Below are 14,755 nucleotides of genomic sequence, written 5' to 3'. Positions count from 1 at the left end.
CCGGACCATTCTCCCGGAACGCCCCCCGTCTGATCAGTCCCGGTCGAACCCAGCCGGTTCGACTCCGGTGACCGCCGGTCACCCCTCGTCGGCACGGCGGAGCGTCATGCGGAGTTCCGTTCCTTCTTCGGGCGAGTCGAGGATGTCCAGGCTCCCCCCGGAGGCAGTGACGATCCACTTGACCAGCCACAGGCCCAGGCCGCTGCTGTGGGTGAGCGCCGTCTCCGTCTGCCGTTCGATCGCCACCCGGTCCTGTTCCGGGATGCCCGGTCCGTCGTCGCGGATCCGCAGCTGGACGATTTCGCGACCGTGCTCTTCGACCGCGTCGAGCGAGATCGAGATGGCGACCGGCGGCTCCCCGCCGTGGCGGAGCGCGTTCTCCAGCGCCTCCCGAATCGCCGCGTCGAGCACCGGTACCGCGGAGACTTGGCACGACGCCGGCAGCGAGACGTCGAGTTCGACGCCCGGCCGCCGTTCGAACGCCTCCACGCGCCTCCGGACGACGGCCGCGAGGTCCACCGACACCCGGTTGGACTCGTCGTCGCTTCCGAGCAACCCCTCGAGCGTCGCCGCCTTCTCGCTGTGCCCGATGAGTTTCGCCGCCGCCGACTGGATGCGCCGCACGCTGTCGAGCATTCGCTCGTCCCGGACCTCCCGTTCGAGGATGTCCGCGTGGCCCGAGATGACCTGTACGTCGTTGCGGAGGTTGTGCCGCAGGAAGCGGTTCAGCACCTCGAGCTGGGCCCGACGGCGGTTGCCCGTCACGTCGGTGAGGAACCCCTCGAGGGTCGCGGAGTCCGCCTCGTCGGTGAACAGCCCCGTCGCTCGTTCGCGCACCCATCGCTCGCCGGAGTCCGCGGTCACGAGCCGGTAGGTCGCCTCGTAGGACCTACCCTCCAGGAGCGCGGCTCGGCGCTTTCCGACGATGCTCGCACGGTCGTCCGGGTGGACGAGGTCGCCGAAGGCAACGCCGTTCTGGCTCGTGAGCGTCGCGGGATCGTACCCCGTCAGTTCGGCCGCGTAGTCGTTCACGAACGCCAGCCGATCCACGTCGTCCGTCGACGTGCGGAACACCATCCCGGGAAGGCTGGCGACGAGCGACGAGAACTGGGTCTTCTGTCGCTCCAGCGCGCGGGCCGACTCGGCCCGTTCGGCGGACGTCGCGACGTGGGCGGTGAGCAACTCGGCGAGTTCCAGGTCGTCGTGCGAGAAGGCGTCGGGCTTCCGGGAGAACGCCTGGAACACGCCGATGCTGCCGACCGGGACGGTGATCCCCGAGACGATCCCCCCGACCATCGGCTGTGCCTCCTCCTCGACGGCGACGTCGGCCACGAGTTCGCTCTGGCCGGTCCGGTACACCCGCCCCGCGACGCCCTGATCCGTGTCGAGCAACCGCTCGGGCAGGTCGAGTTCGGAGGACGACGCCGCGACGACGAACTGCCCGTCGACCGCCCGGAGGAACGTGCACTGGTCGAAGTCGAGGAGCTCCTCGGCAGCGTCGACGGCGAGTTCGAAGACGTCCTCTCCCGTCTCGGCGGTTACCATCTCGTCGGCGACGTCGTGGAGTCTCGCGATCCGCTTGCGGTTCTCCCGGAGCGCGTCGACGCTCCGGATGCGTTCGAGCGCGTCCGCGGCGTGTCCCGCGAGTAGCTCGGCGAGTTCGAGGTCGCGCTCGGAGAACGCCCCGACCGCCGTGGCGCTCGCCTGGAACACGCCGACCTCGTCGATGGGGACGCTGATGACCGACCGGTGGCGGCGGTGTCCGTGCTCGTCCTCGTCGAACGTGTGGACGTCGTCCACCCGGAAACTCCGCCCCGTCTGGTAGGTCCTCCCCGCCAGGCCGTAGTCGTTCGGAACGGCCTCCGGAAGGTCCGCGGCGACGTCGGAGGTGCTCGCCTTCGTGACGAGGTTCGCCCCCTCGACGACCGAGACGGTGCTGGTGTCGAAATCGAGGATGTCGGTCGCGGCGGACACGGTCAGATCGTACACCGCCTCGGCCTCCACACATGATTCGAGCTGCGTGGCGACGTCGTGGAGGCGCTCGACGGGGCGGACGGACCAGTCCCGGTGGGACCACGACGGCGTCCCGCGCACGAACAGCACCACGTCGCAGTCCTCCCCCTCGGCCCGTCGGGCGGCGACCTCCGTCGTCACCTCGCCGGTCGGCCCGCGATCGAACACCCACACGAAACTGTCGCCCGTCTCGACGCTCCGGTCGATCGCGTCCAGCAGCCGGTCCGCATCGTACACGGTCGGGCTCCGAGGGCAGATGCGCGACAGCGGTCGACCGACGAGTTCGGACCGGGGGACCTCGAGCAGCGACGCGGCGACGTCGTCCGCATCGACGATGGTGCCGCCGCTCACGGCGAGCGTTCCTTCGTCGAAGGGGCTGCTCGCGTCCGCGGCGGCCGTCACGTCCAGCGCCTGTCCGTCATCCGTCATCGGCGCCGGGGACTGATTCCGGGGTTGTCAACGCTCCTCGCGACACGGGGGAGAGTGGCGAGAGGAGTTAATATAACCTTTGGCGCGCCGGTCGAGAAATCCCCCGTTCCGGGTTACCGCCGGAGCCGATCCGCGACGCGAACCGTCCCGTCCTGCAGGCCCCACGCCTTCTCGGCCGCGATAACGTACTGCGCGACCGGACGCGAGACGTACTCGGCGGAGACCTCCCCGTCTAGCCTCGACAACTGCTCGTCGCCGTGTGCGACCAGGTTCCCCAGGGCGGGGAGCACCTCGGCCGCCAGCGCCGGTTCGGTCGGCGAGTCGACCGCGGAGCGAAGCGCGGTGACGGCGTCCCGTCGTCGTATCCGGACGTCCCCCGCGTCCTCGACCTCGTACAGTTCCCCCTCGGAGACGTCGTTCCGAACCGCGTCGAACGCTCCCAGCGCGGCGAACCCGTCCACGGCGGCCACGAGCGCACGGGCAGGGCGATCGGCGACGGCCTCCTGCTCCCAGAGGTGGAACGAGAGGTCATCGGCGAGGTCGTCCAGCGCCCACCTCGCGGGGGTGTCCTCCACGTCACGGTCGACGTAGTCGGATACCTCGCGGTCGCGGGCGATAGACCGGTCGGCGGCGGCCGACCGAAGTTCCTCGGTCGACTCGGTCGCGGCCCGTTCCAGCCTGTCACCGAGTTCTCGCCGTTCGTCGAGCGAGTCGAGGAACCGTCCGTAGAGATGCTCCGCGTCCCCGACGAGCGCGCGAACCTGCTCGTGTCTCCCGGCCAGTTCGCCTACCCCGAGCACCCCGTCGGACTCCCGGTGCCGGTGGTCCGGCCGTTCGAGATGGGATGCTGCCCTCCGGAGAAACCCCTCCAGCGCCGCGTGGACCACTGTCGCCCTGACGGGGTCGTCCCCGACGTATCGGACGCGGTCCCGGAGGTCGGAGAGGTCCCCGCGAAGCCCGCCAGCCTCCGCTTCGACGTCCCCTCGCGTGAGGGTCCCGTCGGTGGCGCGCCACGCCGCGGAGACGGTCATTGCGGACTTGCGAGCGTATCGCGCCGCGGTGAGGCGCTCTCGTGCCGACGCAGCGTCGTCCGCCCGACGCAGTTGCTCCGCCGCCCGCTCGGCCTCCCGGCTCATGTGCTCGCGAACGACGCCGTTGGGGACCTCGTCCGGGCCGAGCGGCGTCGGAACGTCCTCGAGCAGGTCGCGCGCGCGATCGCTGCTCCCCGACAGTTGGGTCTCCTCCAGGCGGACCGGGAACGTCTCCGGGACACGAGGGTCCGGCCCGTCCACGGCCGTACTCACCGCGGAACCGTCGAGCGTCGGACCTCCGGTTCCGAGGAGTTCCAGGTCACTACAGCCGGCGAGGGCGACGGCGCCGGCGAGCGCGAGCGCCCCGCGGCGCGTCGTTCGCGGACCGGTCATCGGTTCGCCTCCGTCGACCCGGTCGACCCGGTCGTTTCCGACGTTCCGGTCGCCACGTCGGAGCGCTCGTGTATCCAGGGTGGGAGGTGGCAGCCGCTGGAGCTCATCCCCGAGCCGTGGCTGCGAACCTCGTCTGGATCGAGCGTATCCGGAATTCGGACTAGCGTCGCGACGGTGTCGCGGGCGTCGGCCTCGCAGCTGACGCTCACGTCGCGGAGTTGGCGACCGTAGTCCGTCCGCACCTCGTCGGCCGACCAGCCGACGTAGCAGAGCTCGGTCCGGAAGCACTCGCCAACGCGCGACTGCTCCACGTACACCGTCTCCGCGTCGTAGTCCGTCGCGTCGAGGAACTCTCGGGCGTCGTCGGCGTCGACGCGGTCGTCGAAGCGGAGGCGCCTAGCGGTCTCGGTGTCGGCGACGAGCCGGTGGACGTGCCGGCGGCTCCGTTCGTCGGTCGTGCCCGTCTCCTCCGTTGCCGTCCAGACGACGGGGGACTCGTCTGGGGCTCGGAGGGTGAGATGTTCGGGGTCGACCACGACGTTTTCCGGGCCGCGTCGGCCTTCGGTCGGGATCGAACGTGGGGTATCGACGTCGTTACAGCCGGCCACGACCGGGAGGAGTGCCGCGACTCCGCGGAGGGCGTCTCGTCTCGTGATGGGGACCATCCTTCGAGTCGACTGGTGTATCGTCCTACAAATAACGGCCGGATGTCCGGTGACGGCGTCCGGTCGTCACTCGAACGAGCGGAGGTCGACCAGCGCGCTCATGACGTTCCGCTCCGCCTTCCGAAGGTGTTCCGCGGCGGTCCCCGCCGAGCAGCCCAGTTCCGCGGCGACGTCGGTGGCGTTCGCCTCGCTCGGAACGGCGTAGTAGCCGAGGTCGACGGCGACGGCGACGGCCTCGCGCTGTCGGCCCGTCAACCCCGGGTCGAACGCCGCCTGCCTGTCGTCGTACTCGCCGACGCGGTCGATCGACACGTCCAAGCCGTCCGGGAGGTCGTCCACCGTCGACTGGAGCGCCGCCGGATCGCCCAGGACGGTCACGTGAGCCTCCCCGCCGTCGACGAACTCGACCGGCGGCACGACGATGACACCGGTCCGCGAGAACCGCTCGAAGAGGGCTGCGTCGAAGGCGTCCGCCTCCTGCTCGATGTACGCGTAGAACGAGTTCTCGCCGAGGTGGGTGAGCTCGTAGTCGACGATGCCGTCCGCCGCCTCCAGCGCCGCGGCGTACGTGTCCGGGTCCCCGTCCACGTAGAACAGGAGCGTATCCCAGCCCTCGGTGGCGGTGTTGCCGTGGAGGAGCAGATCGCGCTCCACGCCCTCGTCCCGGTCGATGAGTTCGTGGACCGGGTGGACGACGTCGTCGTGGAACCGGAGGGTCAACCGGACGTACTTCATCGCTCACCGCGAACGTGCCGCTCCGTTGTTATAAATGACCTCGTCGGTGCGGCGCAACCGACTGGTCGGCATCGACGAATGGTCGGGTATGAGCGCCCAGTCCTCCAGACCGGACCCCAGGTCCGCCCGAGCCGCCGACGAACTGGCCGACCTGCTCGGCGAGCACGTGCTCGCCCGCGAGGAGCACCGCAACGCGCCGGGCTTCGTCGTCCGCCCCGACGCCGTTCAGGATGTCCTCTCCATCCTCAAGGCCGAAGCCGGCTTCGACCATCTGTCGTGTGTCACCGCCCAGGAGTACGAGGACCGCTACGAGTCCATCTACCACCTGAAGAAGTACGACGACCCGACCCGTGAGGTCAGCGTCGTCGTCCCGACCGATCGGGAGGATCCGATTTCGCAGTCGGCCGAGCCTGTGTTCCGGACGGCCGACTGGCACGAGCGGGAGGCGTACGACCTCGTCGGCATCGAGTACGACGACCATCCCGACCTCCGGCGCATCCTGCTTCCCGAGACGTGGCAGGGCCACCCGCTCTCTCGCGACTACGACCAGAACTGTCCTCAGGTAGTCACTCACACGGAGCACGCGAACCCGCTCGCGGACGACGCTCGGGGTGAGGGTGACTCGGACACGATGTTCCTGAACATCGGGCCGCACCATCCCGCGACCCACGGCGTGCTCCATCTGGAGGTGACGCTCGACGGCGAGCAGGTGGTCGACGTCGACCCCGACATCGGGTACATCCACCGCTGCGAGGAGCAGATGTGCCAGAACGGCACGTACCGCCACCAGATCATGCCGTACCCCGACCGATGGGACTGGAGCGGGGCCGGCCTGCTGAACGAGTGGGCGTACGCGCGCGTCGCCGAGGACCTCGCCGACATCGACGTCCCCGAGTACGCGCAGGTCGTCCGCACGATGAGCGCCGAACTGTCGCGTATCCTCGCGCACCTGCTCGCGGTCGGCACCTACGCCCTGGACGTCACGGGGGAGTTCTCGGCGACGTTCATGTACGCGATTACCGAGCGCGAGCGGGTACAGGACCTGCTGGAGGACCTGACTGGCCAGCGGCTGATGTTCAACTACTTCCGGCTCGGGGGCGTCGTCTGGGACCTCCCCGAGCCTCGCGAGGAGTACAACGGGAAGGTCCTGTCGTTCACGGACGACCTGCCTGAGCGTCTCGCCGAGTTCCATGAACTCCTGACGGCCAACGAGGCCGTCCAGATCCGAACGCTCGACACCGGTCGGCTGGGCCCCGAAACGGCGAGGTCGTACGGCTGTACCGGCCCGGTCGCCCGTGCGTCGGGCGTCGACTACGACCTGCGCCGGGACGACCCGTACGGCTACTACGACCAGCTCGACTGGAACGTCGTTACCGAGGACGGCTGCGACAACTTCGCCCGCCTGCTCGTCCGGCTTCGGGAACTGGAGGAGTCCGCCCGGATCGTCGAGCAGTGCGTCGACCTGCTCGAGGACTGGCCCGAGGACGACCGCGAGATCCAGGCGAACGTCCCTCGGACGCTGAAACCGGAGGACGACACGGAGGTGTACCGTGCAGTCGAGGCCGCGAAGGGCGAACTCGGCATCTACATCCGCGCGGACGGGACGGACGAGCCGGCGCGGTTCAAGATCCGGGGTCCGTCGTTCTCGAACTTGCAGGCCCTGCCCGAGATGTCCCGGGGCGAGTACGTGCCCGACCTGATCGCCACGCTCGGCAGCCTCGACCCGATCATGGGCGACGTCGACCGCTGAGACGGTTCGACGGGCTTCCACGGGCGGGGTCCGCTCCCCAGCGCGTGGGTCACCGGAACTCCGTAAACCCTTACTCACCGCTCGGTTTACGAGCGGACGATGAGCACGGACACTCGGCAGGTCGACCTCGTCGGCGACGCGGTCGTTGGCAACCTCGCCCGCGCGGCGCTGTTCGCGGCGCTCACGGGCGTGTTCGCGTACGTGTCGTTCCAGCTTCCGGTGACGTCGGTCCCGTTCACGCTGCAGGTGCTCGGCGTCTTCCTCGCCGGCGCGTTTCTCGGCCCCGTCTGGGGGGCGTCCTCGATGGTGCTGTACATCCTCGCCGGCGTCGTCGGTGCGCCGGTGTTCGCCTACGGCGCCGCCGGCGTCGGGGTACTGTTCGGCCAGTGGGGTGGCTACCTCTGGTCGTACCCGTTCGCTGCGGGCGTCGTCGGCCTCGCGGCCCACGGCGTCGGCGACCTCGTCGATCCCGCCGAGGTCGGACTCCCCCGCCTCGTCGGCGGGATGGTTGCGGCCACGCTCGTCGTCTACACGTTCGGCACAGTAGGGTACGCCGTCGTCGGCGACGTGGGGCTCGTCACGGCGCTCCTCGCGGCCGCCGTCCCGTTCGTCCCGGCCGAACTCGTCAAGATGGCCGCGACGATCGGCGTCGTCCGGAGCGACGCCGTGGTCGCCCGGTAGATGATCTCGGTCCGCGGTGTGACCCACCGCTACGGCGGCGCGGTCGCGCTCGACGACGTCTCCCTGTCGATCCCGGACGGCGAGTTCCTCGTCCTCGCCGGCGCCAACGGCTCGGGGAAGACGACGCTCGTCCGGCACTTCAACGGCCTCCTCGCGCCCGACGAGGGCGAGGTCGTCGTGGACGGGACGGCCGTGGGCTCGGACCTCGTCGCCGCCCGAACCGCCGTGGGGATGGTGTTCCAGGACCCTCGCGACTCGTTCGTCGCGGCGACCGTCGGCGCGGACGTGGCGTTCGGCCCGGAGAACCTGGGGCTCCCGCGTGCCGAGATCGACGCCCGCGTCGCGGACGCGCTGGAGGCGGTCGGGCTGTCGGGCCGCGAGGACGAGCGCGTCGACCGGCTCTCCGGCGGCGAGCGCGAGCGAGTCGCCATCGCCGGTGCGCTCGCGATGCACCCCAACCACCTCGTGCTCGACGAGCCGTTCACGGGGCTGGACGAACCGGCCCGTCGTTCCGTCCTCTCGCGCCTCGACGACCTCCGGGCCGGAGGAACGGGCGTCGTCGTCGTCACCCACGACCTCCGCGACGTGTTCGACCGCGCGGACAGACTCGTCGTGCTCTCGAACGGCCGGGTCACCGTCGACGGCCCGCCCGCCGAGGTGCGCGACGCGCTCGCGGACCTCCCGGTCCGCGTCCCGGATTGATGCTCGCCTACGCCTCCGGCGAGACGCTCGTCCACCGGCTCGACCCCCGGACGAAGCTCGGGGTCCAGGTCGCGTTCGTCGCCGCGGCGTTCGTGCATACGACGCCTCTCGGACTGCTCGTGCTCACGGTCCTCGTGCTCGGCGTACTCGGGGCCGCCGGGCTCCGACCGCGAACGGCGTTCCGCGAGGTCCGCGTGGTCGTGCCGTTCCTGGCCGCCGGACCGATCATCGAGGCGGCTCGGTTCGGGTCGCCGTGGCTCGACCTTGGGGACGCCGTCGCACCCGCGCTGGCGAGCTATCGGACCCTGCTCCTGCTGGCGCTCGCGCTCACCTACGTGAGAACGACGCCGGTGCGCCACTCCGAGGCCGCCGTCGCCTGGGCGATTCCAGGGCGGGTCGGACGGCTGGCCGCCCTGGGGGTCGGGCTCGTCTTCCGGTTCCTGCCCCTCCTGCAGGCGGACGTCGCCCGCGCACGAGAGGCCAGTAGCGCACGCCTCGGCACCGAACGACCCCTCCGGGATCGAGTTCGGCTCGTCGCGGCGGCCGGACTCGGTCGCGCGCTCGGCCGTGCCGACAGGCTCGCCGTCGCGATGCGCGCCCGATGCCTCTCCTGGGACCCGACGCGCCCGGACCTCCGGCCGGGTCGCGCCGACCTAGTCGGTGGCGCGCTCGCGGCGGCGCTGGTGGGCTGGGCGTTCGCCCCGGGACTCGTGGGACTCCTCTCCGCCCCATAGCGACGGGATGACGACGGTCTTTTTACGGACCCCGTTGGAGTTCCGGACGACAATGGGCGAGAGAGCGGCGGAGGACTGGTTGATTCGCTATCTGGTCGTGCTCGTCGTGGGCGTCGTCGCCATGCTGGCGCTGCTGTACGGTCTCGTGCTCGAGTGGTCCCCCGTGACGGTCCTCGGGTCCGTCGTCGCGCTCGTGCTGGTGTCGGTCCTGGTCGCGCGGGACCTCCGGAGCTGGCGCGCGGCCTGATCAGGCCGCGTCCGTGAGGCGCGCGAGTTCGTCGTCGGACAGTTCGAGTTCGGCCGCGCCGACGTTCTCCTTGAGGTGGTCGACGCTCGACGTGCCCGGGATCGGGAGCGTCACGTCCGACCGGCCGAGCAGCCAGGCGAGCGCGACCTGGCGCTCGGTGGCGTCGTGTTCGTCGGCGATCTCGGCGAGGGGGGCGGCGGCGTCGCCGAGGTCGCCCGCGGCGAGCGGGAAGTAGGGGATGAACCCGACGCCCGCGTCCTCGCAGGCCTCGAGCACGTCCTCGTGCTCGCGGTTCGCCACGTTGTAGTCGTTCTGGACGGTCGCGACGTCGACCTGCTCTCTCGCCTCGTCCAGTTGTTCGACGGAGACGTTCGAGAGGCCGACGTGCGAGACGTGTCCCTCGTCCTTCAGCTCCGCGAACGCCGCGACGCTGTCGGCGAACGGGGTGTCCGGGTCGGGCCGGTGGAGCTGGTAGAGGTCGATGGTGTCCACGCCGAGGCGGTCCTTGCTGACGAGCACCTGGTTCCTGACGTAGTCGGGGTCGGCGTGGGGTTTCCACTCCCCGCTATCGTCGCGGAGCAGCCCCGCCTTCGTCGCGACGACGGCGTCCTCGGGCGCGCCGGCCTCCCGGAGGAGGCGCTCGGAGACGCCGGGGCCGTAGGAGTCCGCGGTGTCGACGAAGTCGACGCCCAGGTCGAGCGCGTGCCCGACGACCTCGCGTGCTTCGTCCTCGTCGTCGGGGCGGCCGATGATGCCCTCGCCGCAGAGCCGCATCGCGCCGAATCCCATTCGGTTCACGGTCGTCTCCCCGTCGAGGTCGAACGTGCCGGCAGCGCCGGCGTCGGGTGTCTTGCTCATACACGCGGACGTCGGGTCGCCAGTTGGAAAGGGGATTCGGCGGCGATACCGTGGCGTTCATCTACGTCCGAACCAACCCCCGCCCGTGATCCCCCTCCAGTTCGGTCCCGGGTTCGGGCTGTTCCGCCTCTTCGGCCTCCTGTTCGCAGTCGTCGCGTTCGCGATGGCGTGGAAGCCGCGCGAACTCTCCGCGCGGCGGATCCGGTCCCCCGACGGGAGCCTGGCGACGATCGAGCCGACCGACGCGCAGGTGACGCTCCTCCGCGTCGTCGCGGTCGTCTTCGGCCTCGTCGGCCTGGCGATGGCGCTCGGCGGGCCGTTCGCGCTGCTCAGGATCTGAAGCAGTCGGGTATCGACCCTGCCTACAGCGTCGGAGTCGCCGCTGTTCGGTCGGCGTCCCTAAAATCGTGAAGTCGTGTGGTGCTCGGTCGTCGCCTGTCGGCGACTGCGAGTGTCCTTACAGGCGCTCGACGTTCGTCGCGCGCGGGCCCTTGGGGGCCTGCTCGATGTCGAACTCGATCTCCTGTCCTTCCGTGAGGTCCTCGCCGCCGACATCTTCCATGTGGAAGAAAACGTCGTCGTCCGCGTCCTCGGTGGAAATGAAACCGTAACCGCCCGTGTCGTTGAAGAAATCAACCTTGCCTTTCGCCATTGCAACCGAACTGAGAGGGGCCGAAGGGATAACCCTTCCGCGAGTCGCGGTACCACGGCCCTCGCCCCCCTCGGGGCTGACCGAACCCCGTGTGACCGTCCGCCGTTCCGCGTTCAGGCGGGTCCGAGGTAGCCCCACGCGAGGAGTTTGTCGCCCTCACCCTCGATCCACCGCTCGCCGATGTCGTCGCGGTAGTAGAGGTTCGGGATGACGATGTCGTCGATCCGGCCGTACGCCTGCTCCCTCGCCTCCCGCATCGTGGTCCCCTTGCCGGTGACCACCAGCGGCATCCCGGACTCGCCGGCGGCGCGCCACTGGCCGTCGTCGTTCGCGCTCGGGTCGCACGGCTCCTCGCTCCCCGGTCCGCCCTCGCCCACCGACACGCACTTCGCGTCCTCGATGTGGATCCCCTCGCGCGAGTCGGTCTCGAAGACCACGGCGGCGTTGCGCGAGTTCTCGTCGTACGTCTTCCCGTCGTCGAACGGGAACGGCGGGAGGACCACCCGGACGCCGACCTGGTACCCCTGGTGGACCCGAAGGTCCGGATCGTTCCCGTGCGCGAGGTCGTAGAGGAACTCGCCCGTCGGCGACTCGAACGACTCCTCCTGGAGCGTGATGGTCGGGTAGCCGAACCGCGGGGTGAACTCCAGCGGGTAGATGCCCGTCTCGTCGACGATGCAGTTGAGGTCGATGCTGCCGACGTACCCCTCGTCGGCCAGCCAGCCCTCCAGCTTCCCGAGCGTTCGGGAGAACAGTTCGTTCCGCCCCGCCCAGAACATCGAGGTTCCCATCTCGCCGGTCGAGGGGCCGATGTTCCCCGGGAAGAGCCGCTTGTGCTCGAAGTTGAAGTTGATCCGGTCGACGAACGACTCGCCGTCGAAGAAGCCGCAGACCGCCACCTCGACGCCCTCGGCGCGGCGCTGGAGCTGGAACCCCTTCATCCGGTGGCCCCACGCCTTCTCGTACGCCTCCAGCACGTCGACCACGTCGCTCCCGTCGGCCTCGCGCCCGACGTACACCAGGCGCTTGACGTTCTGCACCTCGCCCAGCGGTTTGATGACGTAGGGTGCCGGGTGCTCCCTGACGTGTTCGATGGCGGCGCCGAAGTCGGAGAACTCGCGGTGTTCGAGCGTGGTCACCCCGTGCTCCTCGAGGACGTCCATCGCGTACCCCCGGTCCTCCTCCAGCAGGTCGGTGTTCGGCGTCCCGCCGACGACGGCGTGCCCATCCGCGCGGAGATCCTGTGCCAGTCGACCCGTCCCGATATCGGAGCCGACCCAGATGTCGTCGAAGACGATCACGTCGGCCCAGTCCGACTCGGCGCGCCAGTCGTCCGTCTTGTGGACAAAGCCGTCTGCGATCTCGCGGTCGCTCTCCGCCTCGATGTAGTACCGCACGTCGTGGCCCTCCTCGTACACCCGCCGGGCGACGTCGCCGATGAGGGCGGCGTCCAGCGAGCAGAAGAGGAACCGTTTCGGCTCCATGGTGGGGAGCCACAGGGCGGGCTTATATAGCCGGTGGCGACCCGACGCGACGGCCGCAGGGGGTGAGGGTACCCCGAACCTACTCGGGCGCCCGGCCACGAGCCCTGCCCGAATCGGTGCATTTCGACCCCCCGGTTCGCTGCAATCGAAAGGCTTGACTGACTGGCCAGTCAGGTTACGGTAGAGCCGGCTTCACGGTCGGATTTCCCTCCACCACGATGAATCAGGAGAATCAGGAACACGACACCGAGACGGCGTTCATGGAGGCGACGTACCGGGCGCTCTGCGAGCACGGGTACGCCGACCTCACCATGCAGGACATCGCCGACGAGACGGACAAGAGCAAGGCCGCCCTCCACTACCACTTCGAGGGCAAGGAGGACCTCCTCCTGCGGTTCCTGGAGTACCTCCGCGACGACTTCGCCGAGCGCACCGCCGACCCGGCCGGCGACACGTCCGCCGAGCGCCTCGTCGCGCTCGTCCGGACGGTGCTCGGCACCTCGGAGGACGGCCCGGACCAGCAGTTCAACACGGCGTACATGGAGATCAAGGCACAGGCGCCGTTCCGCGACGGCTACCGCGAGGTCCTTCGCGAGATGGACGAGGGGCTCCGCTGCGAGGTCCACGACCTCGTGGCTGCCGGCGTCGAGGCGGGAGAGTTCCGCGCCGACACCGACCCGGACGAGGTGGCGGGGCTCGTCGTCACGTACATCCACGGGACGTGGACGCGCTCGGCCGCGGTCGGCGAGGACGTGCCCGCGATGCGCGAGCGCCTCGTCAACTACATCACGGATCTGCTTGTCGACGGGGCGGACGCCACCTTCGACGCCGACCCGGAGGTGCCCGAGTGAGCCTGCGCGACCGCCTCTCGACGGTGTTCAAGGGCCGCGATGAGTTCGACCTGACGTCGGGCGACATCGGGAAGCCGCTGTTGTACCTCTCGCTGCCCATCGTCATCACGAACCTCCTCCAGACCGCCTACAACCTGGCGGACACGTTCTGGCTGGGCCAGTACAGCACCGAGGCGCTGGCGGCCATCTCGTTCGCCTTCCCGATGGTGTTCCTGCTCATCTCGCTCGGGATGGGCATCTCGGTCGCCGGGAGCGTCCTCGTCGCCCAGCACACGGGCGCCAACGAGGAGCGCGAGGCCGAGTACGCCGCCTCTCAGACGGTCACGTTCGCCATCATCGCGTCGCTCGTTCTCGGCGGGATCGGCTACCTCTTCGTCGGCGACTTCCTCGCGCTGCTTGGCGCCTCGGAGGAGGTGCTCCCGCTGGCGACCGACTACATGGAGATCATCGCGCAGGGGCTCGTGTTCATGTTCGGCTTCTTCGTGTTCGTCGCGCTCATGCGCGGGTACGGCGACACGATCACGCCGATGCTGGTGATGCTGGGGACGGTCGTGCTCAACATCGTCATCGACCCGTTCCTCATCTTCGGCTTCGAGAACAACCCCCTGTTCGGCATGCTCGGTGCGCGGGGGCTGGAGGCGAGCCTGCTCGCCGCCACCGGCTACACCGGATCCGGCGTCGCCGGTGCGGCGTACGCGACCATCTTCTCCCGGTCGATCGCGCTCGTGGTCGGCCTCGCCATCATGTTCCAGGGCGTTCGCGGTGTCGAGATCAACCTCCGCGACATGGCGCCGGACTTCACATACGCCCGGCGGATCGCCAGGCTCGGCGTGCCCGCGTCGATCGAGGGGACCGGCCGCTCGCTCTCCGTGAACCTGATGCTCGTCATCGTCGCGTTCTTCCCGACGACCGTCGTCGCGGGCTATGGGATCGGCGTCCGGGTGTTCTCCGTCATCTTCCTCCCGGCGATCGCGGTGGCACGCGGGGTCGAGACGATGACCGGCCAGAACATCGGCGCCGGCAAGCCGGACCGCGCGGCCGAGGCCGCGCGGCTCGCGGCGAAGGTGATGCTGATCGTGCTCACGGGCGTCGGCGTGGTCACCTGGATCGCCGCCGCGCCGATCGCGTCCGTGTTCACCGACGACCCGGTCGTCGTCGCGGTCACGGAGGATTTCCTGCGCTGGGTCGCGCCCAGCTTCGGGTTCATCGGCGTGATGCGGGCGTACACGGGGAGCTTCCGCGGCGCGAGCAAAACGCTCACCGCGGCGGCCATCTCCGTCACGATGCTCGGGCTCATCCGCCTCCCGATCGCCTACTTCGCGGTGCGGCCGCCGTCGTTCCTCCCGTTCGCGGCGTTCGACGAGACCGGCATCTGGATGTCGTTCGCCGTGTCGAACGCGCTCGGCGCCCTCATCGCCTACGCCTGGTACCAGCGCGGGACGTGGCGCGGGGGCGACCTCACCGAGGAGGAGGGTCGAGTCGGCGAGGACGGGGAGGTCACGACGCCGGCGGTCGACGACTGAGCCGAAC

At 69.7% G+C, this 14,755-nt stretch carries 15 protein-coding genes; 8 read left to right on the top strand and 7 right to left on the bottom strand.

What is annotated here, in order from left to right:
• Nucleotides 1-78: 78 nt before the first annotated feature.
• From HUG10_RS04255 to HUG10_RS04240, 4 genes are all read right to left on the bottom strand, one after another.
• Complete coding sequence (locus HUG10_RS04255; RefSeq protein WP_179168376.1) at nucleotides 79-2,442, bottom strand: GAF domain-containing protein; 2,364 nt, start codon at nucleotides 2,440-2,442, stop codon at nucleotides 79-81.
• Between the two features lie 113 nt (nucleotides 2,443-2,555).
• Nucleotides 2,556-3,866, bottom strand: coding sequence for a coiled-coil domain-containing protein (locus HUG10_RS04250; protein ID WP_179168375.1), 1,311 nt, complete (start codon nucleotides 3,864-3,866; stop codon nucleotides 2,556-2,558).
• Nucleotides 3,863-4,531 (bottom strand): hypothetical protein, encoded by a 669-nt coding sequence (locus HUG10_RS04245; RefSeq protein WP_179168374.1) that lies wholly within the window; start codon nucleotides 4,529-4,531, stop codon nucleotides 3,863-3,865. The genes HUG10_RS04250 and HUG10_RS04245 overlap by 4 nt, the downstream gene beginning before the upstream one ends.
• Nucleotides 4,532-4,597: 66 nt before the next feature.
• Nucleotides 4,598-5,266 carry a helix-turn-helix domain-containing protein gene (locus HUG10_RS04240; RefSeq protein ID WP_179168373.1) on the bottom strand — a complete coding sequence of 223 codons (669 nt, stop codon included), beginning with the start codon at nucleotides 5,264-5,266 and terminating at the stop codon, nucleotides 4,598-4,600.
• A gap of 88 nt (nucleotides 5,267-5,354) precedes the next feature.
• Between HUG10_RS04240 and HUG10_RS04235 the strand changes: the two genes are divergently transcribed.
• From HUG10_RS04235 to HUG10_RS04215, 5 genes are all read left to right on the top strand, one after another.
• Entirely contained in the window at nucleotides 5,355-7,016 is a 1,662-nt protein-coding gene (locus HUG10_RS04235) for an NADH-quinone oxidoreductase subunit D (RefSeq protein WP_179168372.1), read from the top strand.
• Nucleotides 7,017-7,115: 99 nt separating this feature from the next.
• Nucleotides 7,116-7,697, top strand: coding sequence for a biotin transporter BioY (locus HUG10_RS04230; protein ID WP_179168371.1), 582 nt, complete (start codon nucleotides 7,116-7,118; stop codon nucleotides 7,695-7,697).
• Nucleotides 7,698-8,399, top strand: coding sequence for an energy-coupling factor ABC transporter ATP-binding protein (locus tag HUG10_RS04225; protein ID WP_179168370.1), 702 nt, complete (start codon nucleotides 7,698-7,700; stop codon nucleotides 8,397-8,399).
• Nucleotides 8,399-9,133, top strand: a complete 735-nt coding sequence (locus HUG10_RS04220; protein WP_179168369.1) for an energy-coupling factor transporter transmembrane component T family protein — start codon at nucleotides 8,399-8,401, stop codon at nucleotides 9,131-9,133. The genes HUG10_RS04225 and HUG10_RS04220 overlap by 1 nt, the downstream gene beginning before the upstream one ends.
• Nucleotides 9,134-9,185: 52 nt before the next feature.
• Nucleotides 9,186-9,380 (top strand): hypothetical protein, encoded by a 195-nt coding sequence (locus HUG10_RS04215; protein ID WP_179168368.1) that lies wholly within the window; start codon nucleotides 9,186-9,188, stop codon nucleotides 9,378-9,380.
• Here HUG10_RS04215 and HUG10_RS04210 read toward each other — a convergent pair whose 3' ends face one another.
• Nucleotides 9,381-10,238 carry an aldo/keto reductase gene (locus HUG10_RS04210; RefSeq protein ID WP_179168367.1) on the bottom strand — a complete coding sequence of 286 codons (858 nt, stop codon included), beginning with the start codon at nucleotides 10,236-10,238 and terminating at the stop codon, nucleotides 9,381-9,383.
• 85 nt (nucleotides 10,239-10,323) lie between these two features.
• Here HUG10_RS04210 and HUG10_RS04205 point away from each other — a divergent pair, with 85 nt between their 5' ends.
• Nucleotides 10,324-10,578 carry a hypothetical protein gene (locus tag HUG10_RS04205; RefSeq protein WP_246310213.1) on the top strand — a complete coding sequence of 85 codons (255 nt, stop codon included), beginning with the start codon at nucleotides 10,324-10,326 and terminating at the stop codon, nucleotides 10,576-10,578.
• A 117-nt stretch (nucleotides 10,579-10,695) separates the two neighbouring features.
• On the opposite strand, the gene HUG10_RS04200 is transcribed toward HUG10_RS04205, so the two are convergent.
• Together HUG10_RS04200 and HUG10_RS04195 are read right to left on the bottom strand one after the other, a co-directional pair.
• The gene (locus HUG10_RS04200) at nucleotides 10,696-10,890 is read right to left on the bottom strand and encodes a cold-shock protein (RefSeq protein WP_179168366.1); all 195 of its coding nucleotides are present in this window, start codon (nucleotides 10,888-10,890) and stop codon (nucleotides 10,696-10,698) included.
• A 113-nt stretch (nucleotides 10,891-11,003) separates the two neighbouring features.
• Nucleotides 11,004-12,374, bottom strand: a complete 1,371-nt coding sequence (locus HUG10_RS04195) for a phosphoribosylamine--glycine ligase (protein WP_179168365.1) — start codon at nucleotides 12,372-12,374, stop codon at nucleotides 11,004-11,006.
• A gap of 218 nt (nucleotides 12,375-12,592) precedes the next feature.
• On the opposite strand from HUG10_RS04195, the gene HUG10_RS04190 reads away from it, so the two are divergent.
• Together HUG10_RS04190 and HUG10_RS04185 are read left to right on the top strand one after the other, a co-directional pair.
• Nucleotides 12,593-13,225 carry a TetR/AcrR family transcriptional regulator gene (locus HUG10_RS04190; RefSeq protein ID WP_179168364.1) on the top strand — a complete coding sequence of 211 codons (633 nt, stop codon included), beginning with the start codon at nucleotides 12,593-12,595 and terminating at the stop codon, nucleotides 13,223-13,225.
• The gene (locus tag HUG10_RS04185; RefSeq protein WP_179168363.1) at nucleotides 13,222-14,748 is read left to right on the top strand and encodes an MATE family efflux transporter; all 1,527 of its coding nucleotides are present in this window, start codon (nucleotides 13,222-13,224) and stop codon (nucleotides 14,746-14,748) included. The genes HUG10_RS04190 and HUG10_RS04185 overlap by 4 nt, the downstream gene beginning before the upstream one ends.
• The last annotated feature ends 7 nt before the right edge of the window (nucleotides 14,749-14,755 follow it).

It is taken from the genome of Halorarum halophilum (assembly GCF_013401515.1).
GTDB classification, from domain to species: domain Archaea; phylum Halobacteriota; class Halobacteria; order Halobacteriales; family Haloferacaceae; genus Halorarum; species Halorarum halophilum.
Note: the sequence above shows the minus strand (reverse complement) of the source record. Positions and strands in the feature narration are given on the sequence as shown.

Coding starts and splice junctions, on each gene's coding strand:
- HUG10_RS04255 (WP_179168376.1), bottom strand. CDS start 2,442: ATGACGGATGACGGACAGGCGCTGGACGTGACGGCCGCCGCGGACGCG.
- HUG10_RS04250 (WP_179168375.1), bottom strand. CDS start 3,866: ATGACCGGTCCGCGAACGACGCGCCGCGGGGCGCTCGCGCTCGCCGGC.
- HUG10_RS04245 (WP_179168374.1), bottom strand. CDS start 4,531: ATGGTCCCCATCACGAGACGAGACGCCCTCCGCGGAGTCGCGGCACTC.
- HUG10_RS04240 (WP_179168373.1), bottom strand. CDS start 5,266: ATGAAGTACGTCCGGTTGACCCTCCGGTTCCACGACGACGTCGTCCAC.
- HUG10_RS04235 (WP_179168372.1), top strand. CDS start 5,355: ATGAGCGCCCAGTCCTCCAGACCGGACCCCAGGTCCGCCCGAGCCGCC.
- HUG10_RS04230 (WP_179168371.1), top strand. CDS start 7,116: ATGAGCACGGACACTCGGCAGGTCGACCTCGTCGGCGACGCGGTCGTT.
- HUG10_RS04225 (WP_179168370.1), top strand. CDS start 7,698: ATGATCTCGGTCCGCGGTGTGACCCACCGCTACGGCGGCGCGGTCGCG.
- HUG10_RS04220 (WP_179168369.1), top strand. CDS start 8,399: ATGCTCGCCTACGCCTCCGGCGAGACGCTCGTCCACCGGCTCGACCCC.
- HUG10_RS04215 (WP_179168368.1), top strand. CDS start 9,186: ATGGGCGAGAGAGCGGCGGAGGACTGGTTGATTCGCTATCTGGTCGTG.
- HUG10_RS04210 (WP_179168367.1), bottom strand. CDS start 10,238: ATGAGCAAGACACCCGACGCCGGCGCTGCCGGCACGTTCGACCTCGAC.
- HUG10_RS04200 (WP_179168366.1), bottom strand. CDS start 10,890: ATGGCGAAAGGCAAGGTTGATTTCTTCAACGACACGGGCGGTTACGGT.
- HUG10_RS04195 (WP_179168365.1), bottom strand. CDS start 12,374: ATGGAGCCGAAACGGTTCCTCTTCTGCTCGCTGGACGCCGCCCTCATC.
- HUG10_RS04190 (WP_179168364.1), top strand. CDS start 12,593: ATGAATCAGGAGAATCAGGAACACGACACCGAGACGGCGTTCATGGAG.